The 14,329-nt window shown below is 68.1% G+C and carries 13 protein-coding genes; 7 read left to right on the forward strand and 6 right to left on the reverse strand.

What is annotated here, in order from left to right; translation table 11 throughout:
- Positions 1-26: 26 nt before the first annotated feature.
- Positions 27-1,319, reverse strand: coding sequence for an OmpP1/FadL family transporter (locus FE263_RS14960; protein WP_138326834.1), 1,293 nt, complete (start codon positions 1,317-1,319; stop codon positions 27-29).
- Between the two features lie 297 nt (positions 1,320-1,616).
- Here FE263_RS14960 and FE263_RS14965 point away from each other — a divergent pair, with 297 nt between their 5' ends.
- From FE263_RS14965 to FE263_RS14995, 7 genes are read left to right on the forward strand one after another with little or no spacing between them, the layout of a single operon-like run.
- Positions 1,617-2,750 (forward strand): thiolase family protein, encoded by a 1,134-nt coding sequence (locus FE263_RS14965; RefSeq protein ID WP_138326835.1) that lies wholly within the window; start codon positions 1,617-1,619, stop codon positions 2,748-2,750.
- Positions 2,750-5,074 (forward strand): 3-hydroxyacyl-CoA dehydrogenase/enoyl-CoA hydratase family protein, encoded by a 2,325-nt coding sequence (locus tag FE263_RS14970; protein WP_138326836.1) that lies wholly within the window; start codon positions 2,750-2,752, stop codon positions 5,072-5,074. Before FE263_RS14965 ends, FE263_RS14970 begins: the two co-directional genes overlap by 1 nt.
- A gap of 30 nt (positions 5,075-5,104) precedes the next feature.
- The gene (locus FE263_RS14975; protein ID WP_138326837.1) at positions 5,105-6,895 is read left to right on the forward strand and encodes an acyl-CoA dehydrogenase C-terminal domain-containing protein; all 1,791 of its coding nucleotides are present in this window, start codon (positions 5,105-5,107) and stop codon (positions 6,893-6,895) included.
- Positions 6,896-6,907: 12 nt separating this feature from the next.
- Positions 6,908-7,204: an SCP2 sterol-binding domain-containing protein gene (locus FE263_RS14980; RefSeq protein WP_138326838.1), complete on the forward strand. Its 297-nt coding sequence runs from the start codon at positions 6,908-6,910 to the stop codon at positions 7,202-7,204.
- Positions 7,201-7,707 carry a PaaI family thioesterase gene (locus tag FE263_RS14985; RefSeq protein ID WP_138326839.1) on the forward strand — a complete coding sequence of 169 codons (507 nt, stop codon included), beginning with the start codon at positions 7,201-7,203 and terminating at the stop codon, positions 7,705-7,707. Before FE263_RS14980 ends, FE263_RS14985 begins: the two co-directional genes overlap by 4 nt.
- A gap of 4 nt (positions 7,708-7,711) precedes the next feature.
- Positions 7,712-8,665 carry an NAD(P)H-dependent flavin oxidoreductase gene (locus FE263_RS14990; RefSeq protein ID WP_138326840.1) on the forward strand — a complete coding sequence of 318 codons (954 nt, stop codon included), beginning with the start codon at positions 7,712-7,714 and terminating at the stop codon, positions 8,663-8,665.
- Entirely contained in the window at positions 8,658-9,059 is a 402-nt protein-coding gene (locus FE263_RS14995) for a MerR family transcriptional regulator (RefSeq protein WP_138326841.1), read from the forward strand. The genes FE263_RS14990 and FE263_RS14995 overlap by 8 nt, the downstream gene beginning before the upstream one ends.
- Positions 9,060-9,083: 24 nt before the next feature.
- Here FE263_RS14995 and FE263_RS15000 read toward each other — a convergent pair whose 3' ends face one another.
- From FE263_RS15000 to pepT, 5 genes are all read right to left on the reverse strand, one after another.
- Positions 9,084-9,845 carry an enoyl-CoA hydratase-related protein gene (locus FE263_RS15000; RefSeq protein ID WP_138326842.1) on the reverse strand — a complete coding sequence of 254 codons (762 nt, stop codon included), beginning with the start codon at positions 9,843-9,845 and terminating at the stop codon, positions 9,084-9,086.
- 70 nt (positions 9,846-9,915) lie between these two features.
- A complete protein-coding gene (locus FE263_RS15005; protein WP_138326843.1) occupies positions 9,916-11,661 on the reverse strand; it encodes an ArnT family glycosyltransferase in 1,746 nt (581 codons plus the stop codon).
- A gap of 71 nt (positions 11,662-11,732) precedes the next feature.
- Complete coding sequence (locus FE263_RS15010) at positions 11,733-12,215, reverse strand: hypothetical protein (RefSeq protein WP_138326844.1); 483 nt, start codon at positions 12,213-12,215, stop codon at positions 11,733-11,735.
- Positions 12,216-12,278: 63 nt separating this feature from the next.
- On the reverse strand, positions 12,279-13,037 hold the full coding sequence (locus FE263_RS15015) for an SDR family oxidoreductase (protein ID WP_138326845.1): 759 nt from the start codon (positions 13,035-13,037) through the stop codon (positions 12,279-12,281).
- Positions 13,038-13,040: 3 nt separating this feature from the next.
- Positions 13,041-14,297 carry a peptidase T gene (gene pepT, locus FE263_RS15020; protein ID WP_138326846.1) on the reverse strand — a complete coding sequence of 419 codons (1,257 nt, stop codon included), beginning with the start codon at positions 14,295-14,297 and terminating at the stop codon, positions 13,041-13,043.
- Between the last annotated feature and the right edge of the window lie 32 nt (positions 14,298-14,329).

Below are 14,329 nucleotides of genomic sequence, written 5' to 3' on the forward strand. Positions count from 1 at the left end.
TCCGGGCGAGCCTAGCGGAGCAGGTTTCAGAAGAACATACGGGTGCCGAGACCGATGACCCAGGCGCTGGCGGTCAGTTCGCCCTGCAGATCGACCGGCGTCGCGACCGGTGTCCCCGCATAGGCGCCGGCGTCGCGGCTGATGCGGGAATTCTGGAAGTCGATATAGTTCACGCTCGCATCGATGGTGAGGCTGGAGGTCGCCTTCACCGAGGTTCCGAGTGCGAATACCCAGCGATTGCCGTCCGGCACGCGCGGATCGCGGTTGTCGCCCGAGGTCGGTGTCGGGTCGTACTGGATGCCGCCGCGCATGGTCCAGCGCGGCGTCACCGCGAAATCCGCCCCGAAGGCACCATTCAGCGTGTCGTGGTAGTTCTCGGCGGTCTGCGTGACGGTCGGGCTGGTGACATACACCGCATCGAACACGCTCCAACCCTGCCGTACCGCCTGAGCGTTCAGCGCCAGCCGGTCGGTCGCCTGCCAGCGCAGGCCGAAGGTGGCGGCCCAGGGCGTGGTGAAGTGGGCGCCGGCGTCGGACCGGCCGTTCTCCGCCGCCAGCGGTCCGCCAAGCCCCTCGATATCCAGCTTGCCGCTGAGGTTGTGCTGGATCTTGGAACGGTAGGCAGCACCGAAGGTCAGCCGGTCGGTGATGTGCAGCTGGACGCCGACATTGTACCCGACATCCCAGCTGTTGCCGTGCAGGGTCTGCTGGCCGTCCGGCGAGCCCGGAACCAGGTTCGGCAGCGCGTTGCTGAGTGCCGCGAGGGTGTATTCGACGTTCGGGCCGATGCCGATGCCGAGCCAGCGGAACGGCCGCCAGCCGATGGTCGGCTGCAGGTCGATGGTGGTGAGCCGCGACGTCTGCGCGGCGTAGCGGGTCCAGCTCTGGGTCGGATACTGGGTGACGAAGTTGAACGGTGCGGTGGAGTCGATGCCGAGCGACCACTGGTCGCTGAAGCGCCAGGCGAATGCGCCGCTCGGCAGCACGCCGTTCTGCACCGGGTTGCTCACATGGTTGTCGCCGCCGGCCGGCAGGGTGCCGGCGAACGGGTTGGTGAGGGTGGAGCCGTGGTTGTAGGCATCCGAGTTCACGATGATGCCGGCGACACCGGCATAGGATTGCGACTGCGCGATGCCGGCGATGCTGGCCGGGTTGTACCACATGGATTGCGCGCCCATGTCGGCGGCCTCGCCGGAGTAGGCGCGCCCGCCGCCGAGGATCGACTGGTCCTGCAGGTAGAAGCCGGCCGCCGTGGCGCTGCCGCCGGCGGTGAGGAGGCACGCCAGGCTGACGCCCCCGGCAAGGAGATACGGTTTCATCGACGCTGCCTCATTACGGGTCCAACATGAGAGAAAATGATGAAAACGATATTAAGATGCAAATACTTCCTGTTGTGACAGGGTGTCGGCGGCCTGACGCATAGGTCAGGCAGCTCCCTGTTGAGTGCGCCGCACAAATCGGGCCTATCCAGGTTCGAGGGTCGCCCGAAGGTTGCCTCGATCGGCACCCGGTGGTAGATCCAGGACTTATACTTGACGTATACGGAAGGCACCGCCGTGCGCGTGCCAGGCTCGGTCGCGGCAGGCCGGGACGCTCAGCCAGGAGAGGCAACCTTGATGCAGCCCATCGTCATTGCAGGCTATGCGCGTTCACCGTTCCACTTCGCCGGCAAGGGCGCCCTCGCCCGGGTACGGCCGGACGATCTCGCGGCCCAGGTGGTGCGCGGCCTGGTCGAGCGGACCGGGGTCAAGCCGGAAGATATCGAGGACCTGATCGTCGGTTGCGCCTTCCCGGAGGGTGAGCAGGGCATGAATGTCGCGCGCCTGATCGGGCTGCTCGCCGACCTGCCGCAGTCGGTCGGCGGCGTCACCGTCAACCGCTTCTGCGGCTCCTCGATGCAGTCGGTGCACATGGCGGCGGGCGCGATCGCCCTCGGCGCCGGCGAGGTGTTCATCGCAGCCGGCGTCGAGAGCATGAGCCGGGTGCCGATGCAGGGCTTCAACCCGCTGCCGAACCCGGAGCTCGCCGCCAAGGCGCCGGCCTATATCGGCATGGGCGACACCGCCGAGAACGTGGCCAGGCGCTACGAGATCAGCCGCGAGATGCAGGAGAAGTTCGCCCTCGCCTCGCAGCGCAAGGCCGCGGAGGCGCGCTCGAACGGCCGCCTTGCGGACGAGATCGTGCCGATCGTCAGCAAGGGGGGCACTGTCGATACCGATGGCTGCCTGCGTCCGGAGAGCACCGCCGAGGGACTGGCCGGTCTCAAGCCGTCATTCCAGGTCAACGGCACCGTCACCGCCGGCACCGCCTCGCCGCTGACCGACGGCGCCAGCGCCGTGCTGGTCTGCACCGAGCAGTATGCGGTGCGGAACAACCTGCGCATGATGGCGCGGCTGCGCAGCATCGCGATCTCCGGCTGTGCGCCGGAAGTCATGGGCCTCGGTCCGATCCTGGCAAGCCGCAAGGCTCTGGAGCGCGGCGGCGTAAAGGCATCCGAGCTGGACGTGGTCGAGCTGAACGAGGCCTTTGCCAGCCAGGCGATCGCCTGCGCCGGCGAGATCGGCGTGCGTGACGAGGCGCTCAACATCGATGGCGGCGCGATCGCGCTCGGCCACCCGCTGGGGGCGACCGGCGCGCGCATCGTCGGCAAGGCGGCGCAGCTGCTGGCACGCGACGGCGGCCGCTATGCACTGGCGACGCAGTGCATCGGCGGTGGCCAGGGGATCGCGACGCTGCTGGAGCGCGTGTGATGGCGAGTGCCACGATGAAGCGCGTCTGCGTCATCGGCGCCGGCGTCATGGGGGCCGCGATCGCGGCCCAGGTTGCGAATGCCGGCGTGCGCGTGCTGCTGCTCGATATCCTGCCGAAGGACGAGGGTGCGGACCGCAGCGGCGTCGCCCGCGCGGCAATCGCGCGCATGCTGAAGACCGACCCGGCGCCGTTCATGTCACCTGCTGCCGCGAAGCTGGTCGAGGCCGGCAACATCGAGGACGATCTCGGCCGCGTCGTTGAATGCGACTGGGTGATCGAGGCCATCGTCGAACGGCTCGATGCCAAGCAGGCGCTGTATCGCCGCCTCGACGCGGTGCGCCGGCCGGGCACCGCGATCAGCTCGAACACCTCGACGATCCCGTTGGCGCAGCTGATCGAGGGCCTGCCCGAAGCGCTGCGACGCGACTTCATGATCACGCATTTCTTCAACCCACCGCGCTACATGCGGCTGCTGGAGATCGTGGCCAGCCCGCACACCGATGCGGATCTCGTGGAGCGCATCGCGCAATTCTCCGACCACCGGCTCGGCAAGACGGTGGTGCGCGCCAAGGACACGCCGGGCTTCATCGCCAACCGCATCGGCACCTTCTGGCTGCAGCACGGCGTCAATGCGGCGGTCGATCTCGGCCTCACCGTCGAGGAGGCCGACGCGGTCATGGGCCGGCCATTCGGCATCCCCAAGACCGGGGTATTCGGGCTGCTCGACTTGGTCGGGCTCGACCTGATGCCGCACATCAATGCCAGCATGAAGGCGTCGCTGCCGGCGGACGATGCGTTCCTCGCCGCGCTGCGCGAATCTCCGCTGCTCAGCAGGATGATTGCCGACGGCTACACCGGCCGGAAGGGTCGCGGCGGCTTCTACCGGATCAACAAGACCGCCGGCCGGGTGAAGGAGTCGATCGGCCTGGTGACCGGCGACTACGGCGCCTCGTCCAAGGCGACCGTTCCCACCGAGCTGTCGCGCAGCCCGAAGGCGCTGATCGCTTCGACGGACAAGCTCGGCCGATATGCCTGGACGGTGATGGGCGCGACGCTTGCCTATGCCGCGAGCCTGGTGCCGGCAATCGCCGACGACATCGTGGCGGTGGATGCCGCCATGCGCCTCGGCTTCAACTGGAAGCAGGGTCCGTTCGAGCTGCTCGACGCGCTCGGGCCGAAGGCGGTCGCCGCCCGGCTGGAGCAGGACGGACAGAAAGTACCCGCCCTGCTGAGGCAGGCCGGCGAGGGCACCTTCTACAGGGTGGTGGACGGCGAGACGCAGTTCCTTGGCACGGACGGGGCATATCGCGCGGTGCCGCGCGAGCCCGGCGTGCTGCTGCTGGCCGACATCAAGCGTACCCGCGAACCGGAGCTGCGCAACGGCTCGGCGGCGCTGTGGGACATCGGTGACGGCATCGCGTGCTTCGAGTTCAGCTCGAAGATGAACGCGATCGACGAGCCGATCCTCAAGCTGCTCGAAAAGAGCCTGGACGTCGTGAAGCAGCGGTTCCGCGCGCTGGTGATCTACAGCGACGCCACCAACTTCTCCGCCGGCGCCAATCTCGGACTCGCGCTGTTCGCCTGCAACATCGCGGCCTGGGGCGAGATCGAGAAGCTGGTCAGCACCGGCCAGCGCACCCTGAAGGCGATGAAATACGCGCCCTTCCCGGTGGTCGCCGCGACCGCCGGCCTCGCACTCGGCGGCGGCTGCGAGGTCACGCTGCACGCCGACGCGGTGCAGGCGCATGCCGAAAGCTATATCGGCCTGGTCGAGTGCGGCGTCGGACTTGTGCCGGGATGGGGCGGTTGCGGCGAGATGCTGCAGCGCTGGCGCGATGCTCCGGGCGCGCCGCACGGGCCGATGCCGGCACCGGGCAAGGTGTTCGAGACCGTCAGCGTCGCCACCGTGTCGAAATCGGCGGCGGAAGCGAAATCGCTGCGGTTCCTGCGCGAGACCGACGGCATCACGATGAATCGAGACCGGCTGCTGTTCGACGCACGCACCCGTGCGCTCGCGCTGGCCGAGGACTACACCCCGCCGAAGCCGCCGGAGTTCAGGCTGCCCGGCGCCGGCGGACGGCTCGCCATGAGCCTCGCGGCCCAGGGGTACCATCGCCAGGGCATCGCCTCGGCGCACGACCTGGTGGTGGCGGATGGCCTCGCCGAGGTGCTGACCGGCGGCAATGCCGATTACGTGGATACGGTCACCGAGAAGGACCTGCTGGCGCTGGAGCGAAAAGCCTTCATGCGCCTGATCCGCACCGGCCCGACGCTGGACCGCATCCAGCACACGCTGGAAACCGGCAAGCCGCTGCGCAACTGAATATTTCTTCCGGTCAAACGGAGCGACCCGATGCAGACCTATCAAGCCCCGCTACGCGACATGCGCTTCAATCTCTACGAACTGCATGGCCTGGACGCCCTCACGGCGCTGCCTGCGTTTGCCGACCTCAATGCCGACACGATCGACAGCGTCCTCGAGGAAGCGGCGAAGATCGCCACCGAGGTCCTGCTGCCGCTGAACGCGTCCGGCGACATCGAGGGCTGTGTCGCCGAGAACGGCGTCGTGCGCACGCCCAGGGGATTTCGCGAGGCATACGCCACCTTCCGCGATGGCGGGTGGGCCTCGGTCGCCGGCGATCCCGACTACGGCGGCCAGGGGCTGCCGGAGAGCGTGAACACGCTGGTGCAGGAGATGATGTGCGCCGGCAACCTATCCTTCAGCCTGTATCCGGGCCTCACCTACGGGGCGGTCAAGGCGCTGGCCGCACACGGCTCGCCGGAGCTGCGCGATCTCTACCTGCCGAAGATGATCGAGGGCATCTGGTCCGGCACCATGTGCCTGACGGAGAGCCACTGCGGCACCGATCTCGGCCTGCTGCGCACCCGCGCCGTGCCGGAGGAGGATGGCAGCTACCGGCTGAACGGCGCCAAGATCTTCATCTCGGCCGGTGAGCACGACCTCACCGAGAACATCGTCCACCTGGTGCTGGCGCGGCTGCCGGATGCGCCGGCCGGCATCAAGGGCATCAGCCTGTTCCTGGTGCCGAAGTTCCTGCCACGCGAGGACGGCACGCCGGGCGAGCGCAACGGCGTCGCGTGCACCGGCATCGAGCACAAGATGGGCCTGAAGGCTTCGGCCACCTGCCAGATCGCCTTCGACGATGCGAAGGGTTGGCTGGTCGGCGCGCCCCACAAGGGCATGCAGGGCATGTTCACCATGATGAACGAGGAGCGGCTGGGCGTCGGCATCCAGGGACTGGGCATCGCCTCGGTCGCCTACCAGTCCGCGGCGGCGTATGCGAAGGACCGCCTGCAGGGCCGGTCGCTCGCGGGCGCCAGGCGTCCCGACCTCGCCGCCGACCCGATCATCGTGCATCCCGACGTGCGTCGCATGCTGATGACAATGCGCACCAGCGCCGAGGGCTGCCGCGCGGTCGGGCTGTGGGTGTCGCAGGCGGTCGACCTGTCGCGTCATGCCGAGACCGAGGCGGCGCGTACTGCGGCGGCGGATTTCGTGGCGCTGATGACGCCGGTGGTGAAGGCGCTGTTCACCGATCTCGGCTTCGAGGCGGCCAGCCTCGGCATCCAGGTCTATGGCGGCCATGGCTACATACGCGAGCATGGCGTCGAGCAGTTCGCCCGCGATGCCCGCATCGCCATGCTCTACGAGGGCACCAACGGCATCCAGGCGCTCGACCTGGTGGGCCGCAAGATGCCGGCGCACATGGGCCGCTCGCTGCGGTACTTCTTCCATCCGGTGTCGGAGTTCATCGAGGCCAATCGCAAGGACCCCGGCGTCGGCGGCATGGTCGAGCATCTGGAGCGGGCGTTCGGTGCGCTGCAGCTGGCTACCGGGCAGATCGCGCAGTCCGGGCTGAAGGATCCCGAGGAAGCCGGCGCCGCGGCCACCGACTACCTGCGCCTGCTCGGGCTGGTGGCGATGGGCTACATGTTCGTCCGCTCGGCCAAGGTCGCGCATGCGAAGGTCAGCGATGCTGGTCCCGATGCCGGCTTCTACAAGGCCAAGCTCGGTTCCGCGCAGTTCTTCATCGACCGCATCCTGCCGCAGGCGACTGCCTTGTTCCTGGCCATCAAGTCGGGCAAGCAGTCCACCATGGCGCTCGAGGACGCCGCTTTCTGAAGGAGCCAGCGCTTGCCCGATCTCGATGAACTGACTGCGCGGGTGCGCGCGACCGCGGAGAAGAGCGACGGACTGTCGCGGCCGGTGCTGCTCGACCTCGGGGATACCGGGCTGATCCATCTCGAGGGGACCACCGTCGGCAACGAGGAAGGTCCGTCGGACTGCCGGATCAGCCTGTCGGCGGACAATCTCGAGCGGCTGATGGAGGGCCGGCTGAACGCCACCATGGCCTACATGACCGGCCAGCTGAAGGTGCAGGGCGACATGACGCTCGCACTCCAGCTGGCTTCGGCGTTGCGCGCGGAATGAGCGACGGGTTCGAGATGGCGGATGTCCCGCCCGGCTTCGTGCCGCTGCCTCCGGTCGGCGAGGCGGGTTTCAACGACCAGTGGGGACCGCTGTGGGTGAAGCCCGATGGCGACACGCTGCTAGGCGGCTTCCGCGTCGAGCGCCGCCACCTGAACCCGAACAACACCTGCCACGGCGGCATGCTTGCGACCTTCGTCGACGTGCACCTCTGCATGGCCGCTTTGTTCGCGCGCCCGCTGCCTGCCCAGATCCTGCCGACCATCAGCCTGTCGCTGAACTACCTGGCGCCGGCCCTGCTCGGTACCTGGGTCGAGGCGCGGCCGGAGATCGACCGCGTCACCCGCGGCATGGTGTTCGCCTCCGCCCTGCTGCGCGCCGACGGCGAGCCGGTGGTGCGCGGCACCGGGGTGTTCAAGATCGTGAAGCCGCGTGACGGCGTGCCGCCGGGCGATACCGGGGACCGTCTGCGTCGCCACCTGACCGGGGCCGGACACCCTGGCTAGCGCATTGCACGACCTCGTCGCCGGCCTGCGCCTGCCGGTACTGGGGGCGCCGATGTATATCGTCTCGAACCCGGCGCTGGTGGCGGCGCAATGCCAGGCCGGGATCGTGGGCTCATTCCCGGCCATGAACGCACGCGGTCCGGATGCGCTCGACGAATGGCTCGACCGGATCGCCGACGAGAACGCGGCGCAGGCCGGCACGCATCCCGGTCACCCGACCGGCCCGGTCGGGGTCAACCTGATCGTGCACCGGACCAACGAGCGTCTCGATGCCGATCTCGCCACCGTCGTGCGCCGGCGGGTGCGGCTGGTGATCACCTCGCTCGGCGTGCAGCCTGAGGTGAACCATGCGGTACACGAGGCGGGCGGGCTGGTGCTGCACGACGTCACCAACCAGCGCCACGCCCACCGCGCGATCGAAGCCGGGGCGGATGGTCTGATCCTGGTCGCCGCCGGCGCCGGCGGCCATGCCGGCGTGCAGTCGCCCTTCGCCCTGCTCGCCGAGACGAGGCAATGGTTCGACGGGCCGATCGTGCTCGCCGGCGCCATCGCCAGCGGACGCGCCATCCTGGCCGCCCGCATCCTTGGCGCCGACATGGTGTCGATCGGCTCGCCCTTCATCGCCACCGACGAGGCCAACGCCGCCGACGGCTACAAGCGGATGGTGGTCGAGAGCAGCGCTGCGGATATCGTCTATTCCGACCTGTTCACCGGCGTGCACGGCAACTACCTGACCGGTTCGATACGCGGCGCCGGATACGATCCGGACAACCTGCCCCGCCCGTCCGGGGAAGGCCTGAAGGTGAGTGGCGCCGCCACCGCCTGGCGCGACATCTGGGGCTGCGGACAAGGCATCGGCGCGATCTCCGCCATCGGCCCGGCCGGCACCCTGGTGGACCGGCTGCTGCGGGAATACCGGGCCGCCGCCGCCGAGGCACGCGGGTTCGCGGATGCCTGACCAGGTCATCCGCAACGCCGCGGCGACACGGCTCTACACGGTCACCGAACTGGCCAGCGCGCTTGGCGTGACCGCGCGCGCGTTGCGGTTCTACGAGGACAAGGGCCTGATCAACCCGTCGCGCGCGGGCGGCGCACGCATCTACACCCATCGCGACCGCGCCCGGCTCCAGCTCATCCTGCGCGGCAAGCGGCTCGGCTTCACGCTCCGCGACATCAAGGAGTTCCTGGACCTGTATGATGTCGATCCGGGACACCATGAGCAGCAGCGCCGCCTGCTGACGGCGGTCCGCAAGCGGATCGTCCACCTGAGCGGCATGAAGGACGCCATCACCGAGACGCTGCGCGAGTTGGCGGAGATCGAGCGTCAGGTCGCAGCCTCCGTCAGAGGGTAGCCGTGTCGCTGCGGTCTCGAAACCTCATGGATGTTTCGAACCGACCTGTCGCCGTTCCAGGAAGTCCTTGAAAGCCTGCAACGCTTCCGCCGAGCGGACCGCGGTCGCGAATTCCATCTGCTCCTGCTGCATGCGGGCTTCGAGCAAGGTCCGGTCGCCGCGCATCAACCGACGTGCGGCAGCCAACGCACCGGGCGGTTTTGCCGCCAGCGTCCGGGCCTTCCCGCGCGCGTGGTCGTGCAGCATTTCGGCCGGCATGACTTGATTGACCAGGCCAGCTGCCACGGCCTGCTCCGCGGTCATCCGCTCGCCGAGCAGCAGCAGCGCCGCCGCACGCTGGTAGCCGATACGGGCAGGCAGCATGGCGCTCGACCCCGCTTCCGGCACGAGACCGAGATCCACGAACGGCATCAGGAGGCACGCCTGCGGGGCCGCATAGACGAGGTCGCAATGCAGCAGCATCGTGGCGCCGATGCCGACAGCGAGGCCCTGCACGGCGGCGATCATGGGTTTGTCGAAGCGGGCCAGGGCGTGGATGAAGCGGGTTGCCGGAGCCTGCGCGAAGTCGCCGGTCAGCGACGGGAAGTCTGCAAGATCATTACCGGCGCTGAAACTGTCGCCCTCGGCGGAGAACAGTACGACACGTGAAGAGGCCGACCTGTCCGCCTGGTCCAGGGCGTCGGTCATCGCGTCATACATGGCGCCGGTGACGGCATTCTTCTTGGCAGCGCGGTTCAGCCTGATCTCGACGATCCCGTCCTGCTCGCCGATCCGGACATCGCTCATGATGCTGTACTCCCCAACTGTCGCGGCGGTTCCGGGAAGCCGGGCGTTGCTCGGGGATCGTACTCGAGGGTCACTTCAGGACCTGGAAGATATCGATCTCCTGGTTGCAGTCCGTGCTGATCGACCACGGCCCACGCCAGTTCCCGTAGTTATAGAAGCGTGCTGCCCGGCCGGTGCAGAGTGGATCGGCCGGCGACAGACGGGACAGGATTTTCCGCACCGGCCGCAGCCTGAGATAGGTCGGCCACTCATGGGCAACTTGGAGCGGGACGATCAGGTATTCGCCCGGTCGAGGCTGCGATGCGTCGGGAAAGCGCGAGCGGAGACGCAGGCAGATGTCCGGCAGCCTGGTGGTTGTGTTGTTCAGCAGGCCGGCAACTTTATCCCGGGATATGCCCACTGCGGTCGCACAGCGCGCAACGGTTTCATTCTGCCCGGCGCCGAGATCGAGTTCCCGGATACCGTTCCTTGTAGCGTAATACTGCCAGCCCCAATGCCCGACCGTCCAGATCTCGGCGCCGGCGGGAAGCATGGCCCGGACGGTCGCGGCCTCGCTCCTGTAGAAGTCGGCCAGGCGAAAGTCCGACAGACATAGCCCGGCGGAGACGAGGACGGTGGCGGAGAGGCCGAACGATTTCGCATATCCCGGGATCGGCCCGGCGACGGCGACCAGCAGGGATATCGGCGGCAGGACGAGCAGCACGTGTCGCGCGGCGATGAAGGGCGACGTGAGAATATAGAACAGGCTTGTCAGGACGATCCACGCCTGGAGATAGATCATCGCGGGATCGCGTCGTGGCCGCAACACGCACGGCAGCACGAGAAGCCCGCTCAGCAGGAAACCGGCCGGCAGCAGGTCGTCCGAGCGCGCGGTGGGGAGATATCCGGTCTCGACCACCAGGACGAAGGCGAGCAGGCCACCGAGGCACAGGGCGTAGATCATGTTGGCGGCGCGGGGGCAGGCCTGCGCCAGCGCGAAGATACCGAAGCAGCTCAAGGCACCCACGCCGATGCTCCAGGATCGGGCGCCTTTTGCCAGCTTCCACAGGGCAGTCCGGAGCAGTTGGCCCGACGTGTCGTGCGGCCCGGCGGCGTCGTAGCTATCGACCGAAGCGTGCAGCGCCGTCTGCAGATGAATGCCGCCATAGTCGTGGAGGTTGAAAAGCGACCAGGCGCCGAGGACGGCCAGCGGCACCGCCAGGCACCAGGCCTGCCGGAGACGACGTTCCAGGACGAGCGACATCAGCAGGATCGGGATGAGCACGAGGCTGCTGTACTTGACGAGGATGGCCGCGGAGCAAGCCGATGCCGCGAGAAGGTAGCGGCGATGCTGGCGCTCGGCGGGCACGATCCGGATCAGGCAGGCGAAGAAGCCGAGCCAGCAGGAGAGCAGCGGAACGTCGACCATCAGGTTCTGGCTAACGATGAAGGCCGGATCGAGCGCCAGCATGGCGGTCAGCCAGACCGCGCACGAAGGTGCCAGTCGCCTTGCGATCCAGTGGAACAGGACGATGCAGCCGCCGGAAAACAACGATTGCATCCCATGCAGCGCGATCTCGCTGGCGCCGAACAACTTCTCCCAGAATGCAAGGATATAGAAATAGAGATGCGGCTGGTTGGTCGCGTGGATCGGCTCGACGGTTCCGTTCCAGTTGAGCGGGCCGCTCATCGGGTGGAGCGGATGGTGGAGGATCCAGTCCGCGATGATCAGGTGGGCGGTATCGTCGATCGTGTAGGGCTTGAAGAGGTTGCAGGCGGTCACGATCAGCCATAGGCCGGACAGGGCCGCAACATCCCGGCTCAGCAGCAGCCGCATTCGTCCCCAACGCTCGAGATCAAGACCCTGCAGGCTTCGGGAGGCTCTTGCCCAGCCACCGCGGGGTGGTTCTAGAAGATCTTGTTGATCAGCTCGTCGCCGATGCCGAAGCCGGCACCCATCTCGATGGCGCGGCCGAAGCCGGAATTGAGGAAGTTGCCGATCATGCCACCACCCGGCGCACCGCCTGCCGCGCCGCCCATGAAGCCGGCCGGCTGGCCACCGTAGGTCGGCTGCTGCTGCGAATAGCCCGGCTGCGGGGTGAAGTTCGGGCCCTGGCCCCAGTTGCCCTGCTGCGGCGGCGGGGATTGCTGCATCTGGCCCTGGTTGGCGACGAAGCCGTGCAGAGCCTGCAGCAGGTTGCTGACCTGGTCCTGCTCGGAGCGGAACGACAGCGCCAGTTCGCGCAGGTCGAGCAGCCACTCGCGCGCCTGCTGGTCGCCACCCTGGGCAGCCACCTGAAGCTTGTTGCCGAGCGTCTGCAGCGCCTGCACGGTCTGCTGCGACTGCGCCTGCAGCTGCTGGTAGGACTGGTCGATGGTCTGCACGTCCATGACGATCTCCTGCTCGCGGTGGCCGGACTATGTACTGCTGTCAGCCCGCAGGCCAGACGGCGCTCAAGGCCCGCCGTCGATGGTGAGGATGGTGCCGGTGGTGTAGCCGGAACGCGGCGAGGCCAGGAAGGCGACGGCGCTGGCGATCTCCTCCGGGGTGGCCGGACGGCCGAACGCCATCGACTTGTAGTAGTCCTGCCAGCGCCCCTCGTCGCCGAACTCGCGTTGCGCCCGCGCCCGCAGCAGCGTCTCGATGCGGCCGGTGCCGACCGGACCGGGATTGATGCCGACCACCCGCATGCCGTCCTTCGGCGCCGCCTTGCCGAGGCTGCGGGTGAATGCCATCAGCGCTGCATTGCCGGCACTGCCGGTGATGTAGTTCGGGTCGAAATACTCGCCCGCCGCGCCGATCACGTTGACCACCACGCCGCGCCGTTCCGCGAGGCGCGGGTACAGCGCCCGGGTCAGGCCGATATAGCCGAACACCTTGAGGTCCCAGGCCGCCCGCCAGGTCGCATCGTCGACCGACTGCAGGGTGCCGGCCGGGATCGCGCCGGCATTGTTGACCAGCAGGTCGAGGACGCCTGCCTCGGCGGCCACACGCTCCACCTCGGCATGGTGCGAGAGGTCGGCGGCGATGATTTCCACGCCCACCTGCCGGCGCGCCCGCACCGTGTCGGCGGCGGCGGCGAGCGTGCTGGCGTCCCGCGACACCAGCACCAGGTCGCAGCCCTCCTCGGCGAGCACAAGCGCGGTGGCGAGGCCGATGCCCTTCGATGCCCCGGTGATCAGGGCGCGCTTGCCGGTAAGTTGAAGGTCCATGGTTCAGGCCGCCCTGGCTGCTGGGGTGGTGCGCGCACCGGCCAGCGTGACGATCCGCTCGGTCACCCGGTAGGCGTCGCGGAACGCGCTGATCGGCAGGAATTCGTAGCGCGAGTGGAAGTTGAGCGCGCCGGTGAAGTAGTTCGGCGTCGGTATGCCGCGCGCGGACAACGCCGAGCCGTCGGTGCCGCCGCGCATGGCGATCACCTTCGGCGCGATGCCGATCTCCGCGAATGCGGCCTCGACCAGCTCGATGCAGCTGCGGTCGTCGCCGAGCGCTGCTGCGATGTTGCCGTACTGGTCCTCGATGAGGCACTCGATCCGGGCGCGCGGATGCAGCGCCCTGACCGTCTCCACTGCCGTCCCGACATGCCGCTTGCGCGCCGCGAACTTCTCGGTGTCGAAATCGCGGATCGAGATCTGCAGCCGCGCCTCGGCAGAACCGGCCTCGACCTGGTTGAACCACCAGTAGCCGTCACGCAGGTCGGTGTGTTCCGGGGTCTGCAGCGGGTCGAACTGCGCGATCAGGTCGGCCGCCACCCGCACCGGGTTCACCATCACCCCCTTGGCGGACATCGGATGCGCCGTCACCCCGGTGATGGCGATGGTGGCCTTTGCGGCATTGAAGGTTTCCCATACCAGCTCGCCACGCTCGCAGCTGTCGATGGTGAAGGCGTAGCGGGCCGGAAACCGCGCGAGCTCCATCACCTTGGCGCCGCGCAGGCCGATCTCCTCGTCCGGCACGAAGGCGACCGCGATGTCGCCGACCGGAAGCCCGGTGTCGCGCAGCCGGTCCAGCAGCGTCATCACCGTGGCGATCGCCGCCTTGTTGTCGGCGCCCAGCACGCTGGTGCCGTCGCCGAAGACGACCTCCTCGCCGACGTAGGGTGCCAGCTCGGGATGCTCGGCCGCGAGCAGCCAGATGTCCTGCGCCGCATTCAGGCAGAGGTCGCGTCCTTCCCAGCGCAGGCGCTGCGGATGGATATCCGGCGACAACCCGACATCGACGGTGTCGAGATGCGCCACGAAGCCGATGCAGGGGGCGTGCGGCACGCTGCCGCGCCGCAGCGCGGTCAGCACGCCGTTGGCGTCGATATGGATGTTGTCCAATCCCAGCCCGGCAAGCTCGGACGCCAGCAGGTCGGCAAGCACACGCTGGCCCGGCGTGCTCGGCAGGGTTTCCGCCCGGGCGTCGCTCTGGCTGGTGATGGCGAGATAGCGGAACAGGCGCTCCACAAGTTGCTCGTCGGGCTGCGACATGGGCTCTCCTTCGATATCTTGCCGCCTGCCGG

It is taken from the genome of Lichenicoccus roseus, assembly GCF_005844085.1.
GTDB classification, from domain to species: domain Bacteria; phylum Pseudomonadota; class Alphaproteobacteria; order Acetobacterales; family Acetobacteraceae; genus Lichenicoccus; species Lichenicoccus roseus.

What these genes read in the sequence shown, in the direction of transcription:
- FE263_RS14960 (WP_138326834.1), bottom strand. Translation starts at nt 1,319, where the DNA reads ATGAAACCGTATCTCCTTGCCGGGGGCGTCAGCCTGGCGTGCCTCCTC.
- FE263_RS14965 (WP_138326835.1), top strand. Translation starts at nt 1,617, where the DNA reads ATGCAGCCCATCGTCATTGCAGGCTATGCGCGTTCACCGTTCCACTTC.
- FE263_RS14970 (WP_138326836.1), top strand. Translation starts at nt 2,750, where the DNA reads ATGGCGAGTGCCACGATGAAGCGCGTCTGCGTCATCGGCGCCGGCGTC.
- FE263_RS14975 (WP_138326837.1), top strand. Translation starts at nt 5,105, where the DNA reads ATGCAGACCTATCAAGCCCCGCTACGCGACATGCGCTTCAATCTCTAC.
- FE263_RS14985 (WP_138326839.1), top strand. Translation starts at nt 7,201, where the DNA reads ATGAGCGACGGGTTCGAGATGGCGGATGTCCCGCCCGGCTTCGTGCCG.
- FE263_RS14995 (WP_138326841.1), top strand. Translation starts at nt 8,658, where the DNA reads ATGCCTGACCAGGTCATCCGCAACGCCGCGGCGACACGGCTCTACACG.
- FE263_RS15000 (WP_138326842.1), bottom strand. Translation starts at nt 9,845, where the DNA reads ATGAGCGATGTCCGGATCGGCGAGCAGGACGGGATCGTCGAGATCAGG.
- FE263_RS15005 (WP_138326843.1), bottom strand. Translation starts at nt 11,661, where the DNA reads ATGCGGCTGCTGCTGAGCCGGGATGTTGCGGCCCTGTCCGGCCTATGG.
- FE263_RS15010 (WP_138326844.1), bottom strand. Translation starts at nt 12,215, where the DNA reads ATGGACGTGCAGACCATCGACCAGTCCTACCAGCAGCTGCAGGCGCAG.
- FE263_RS15015 (WP_138326845.1), bottom strand. Translation starts at nt 13,037, where the DNA reads ATGGACCTTCAACTTACCGGCAAGCGCGCCCTGATCACCGGGGCATCG.
- pepT (WP_138326846.1), bottom strand. Translation starts at nt 14,297, where the DNA reads ATGTCGCAGCCCGACGAGCAACTTGTGGAGCGCCTGTTCCGCTATCTC.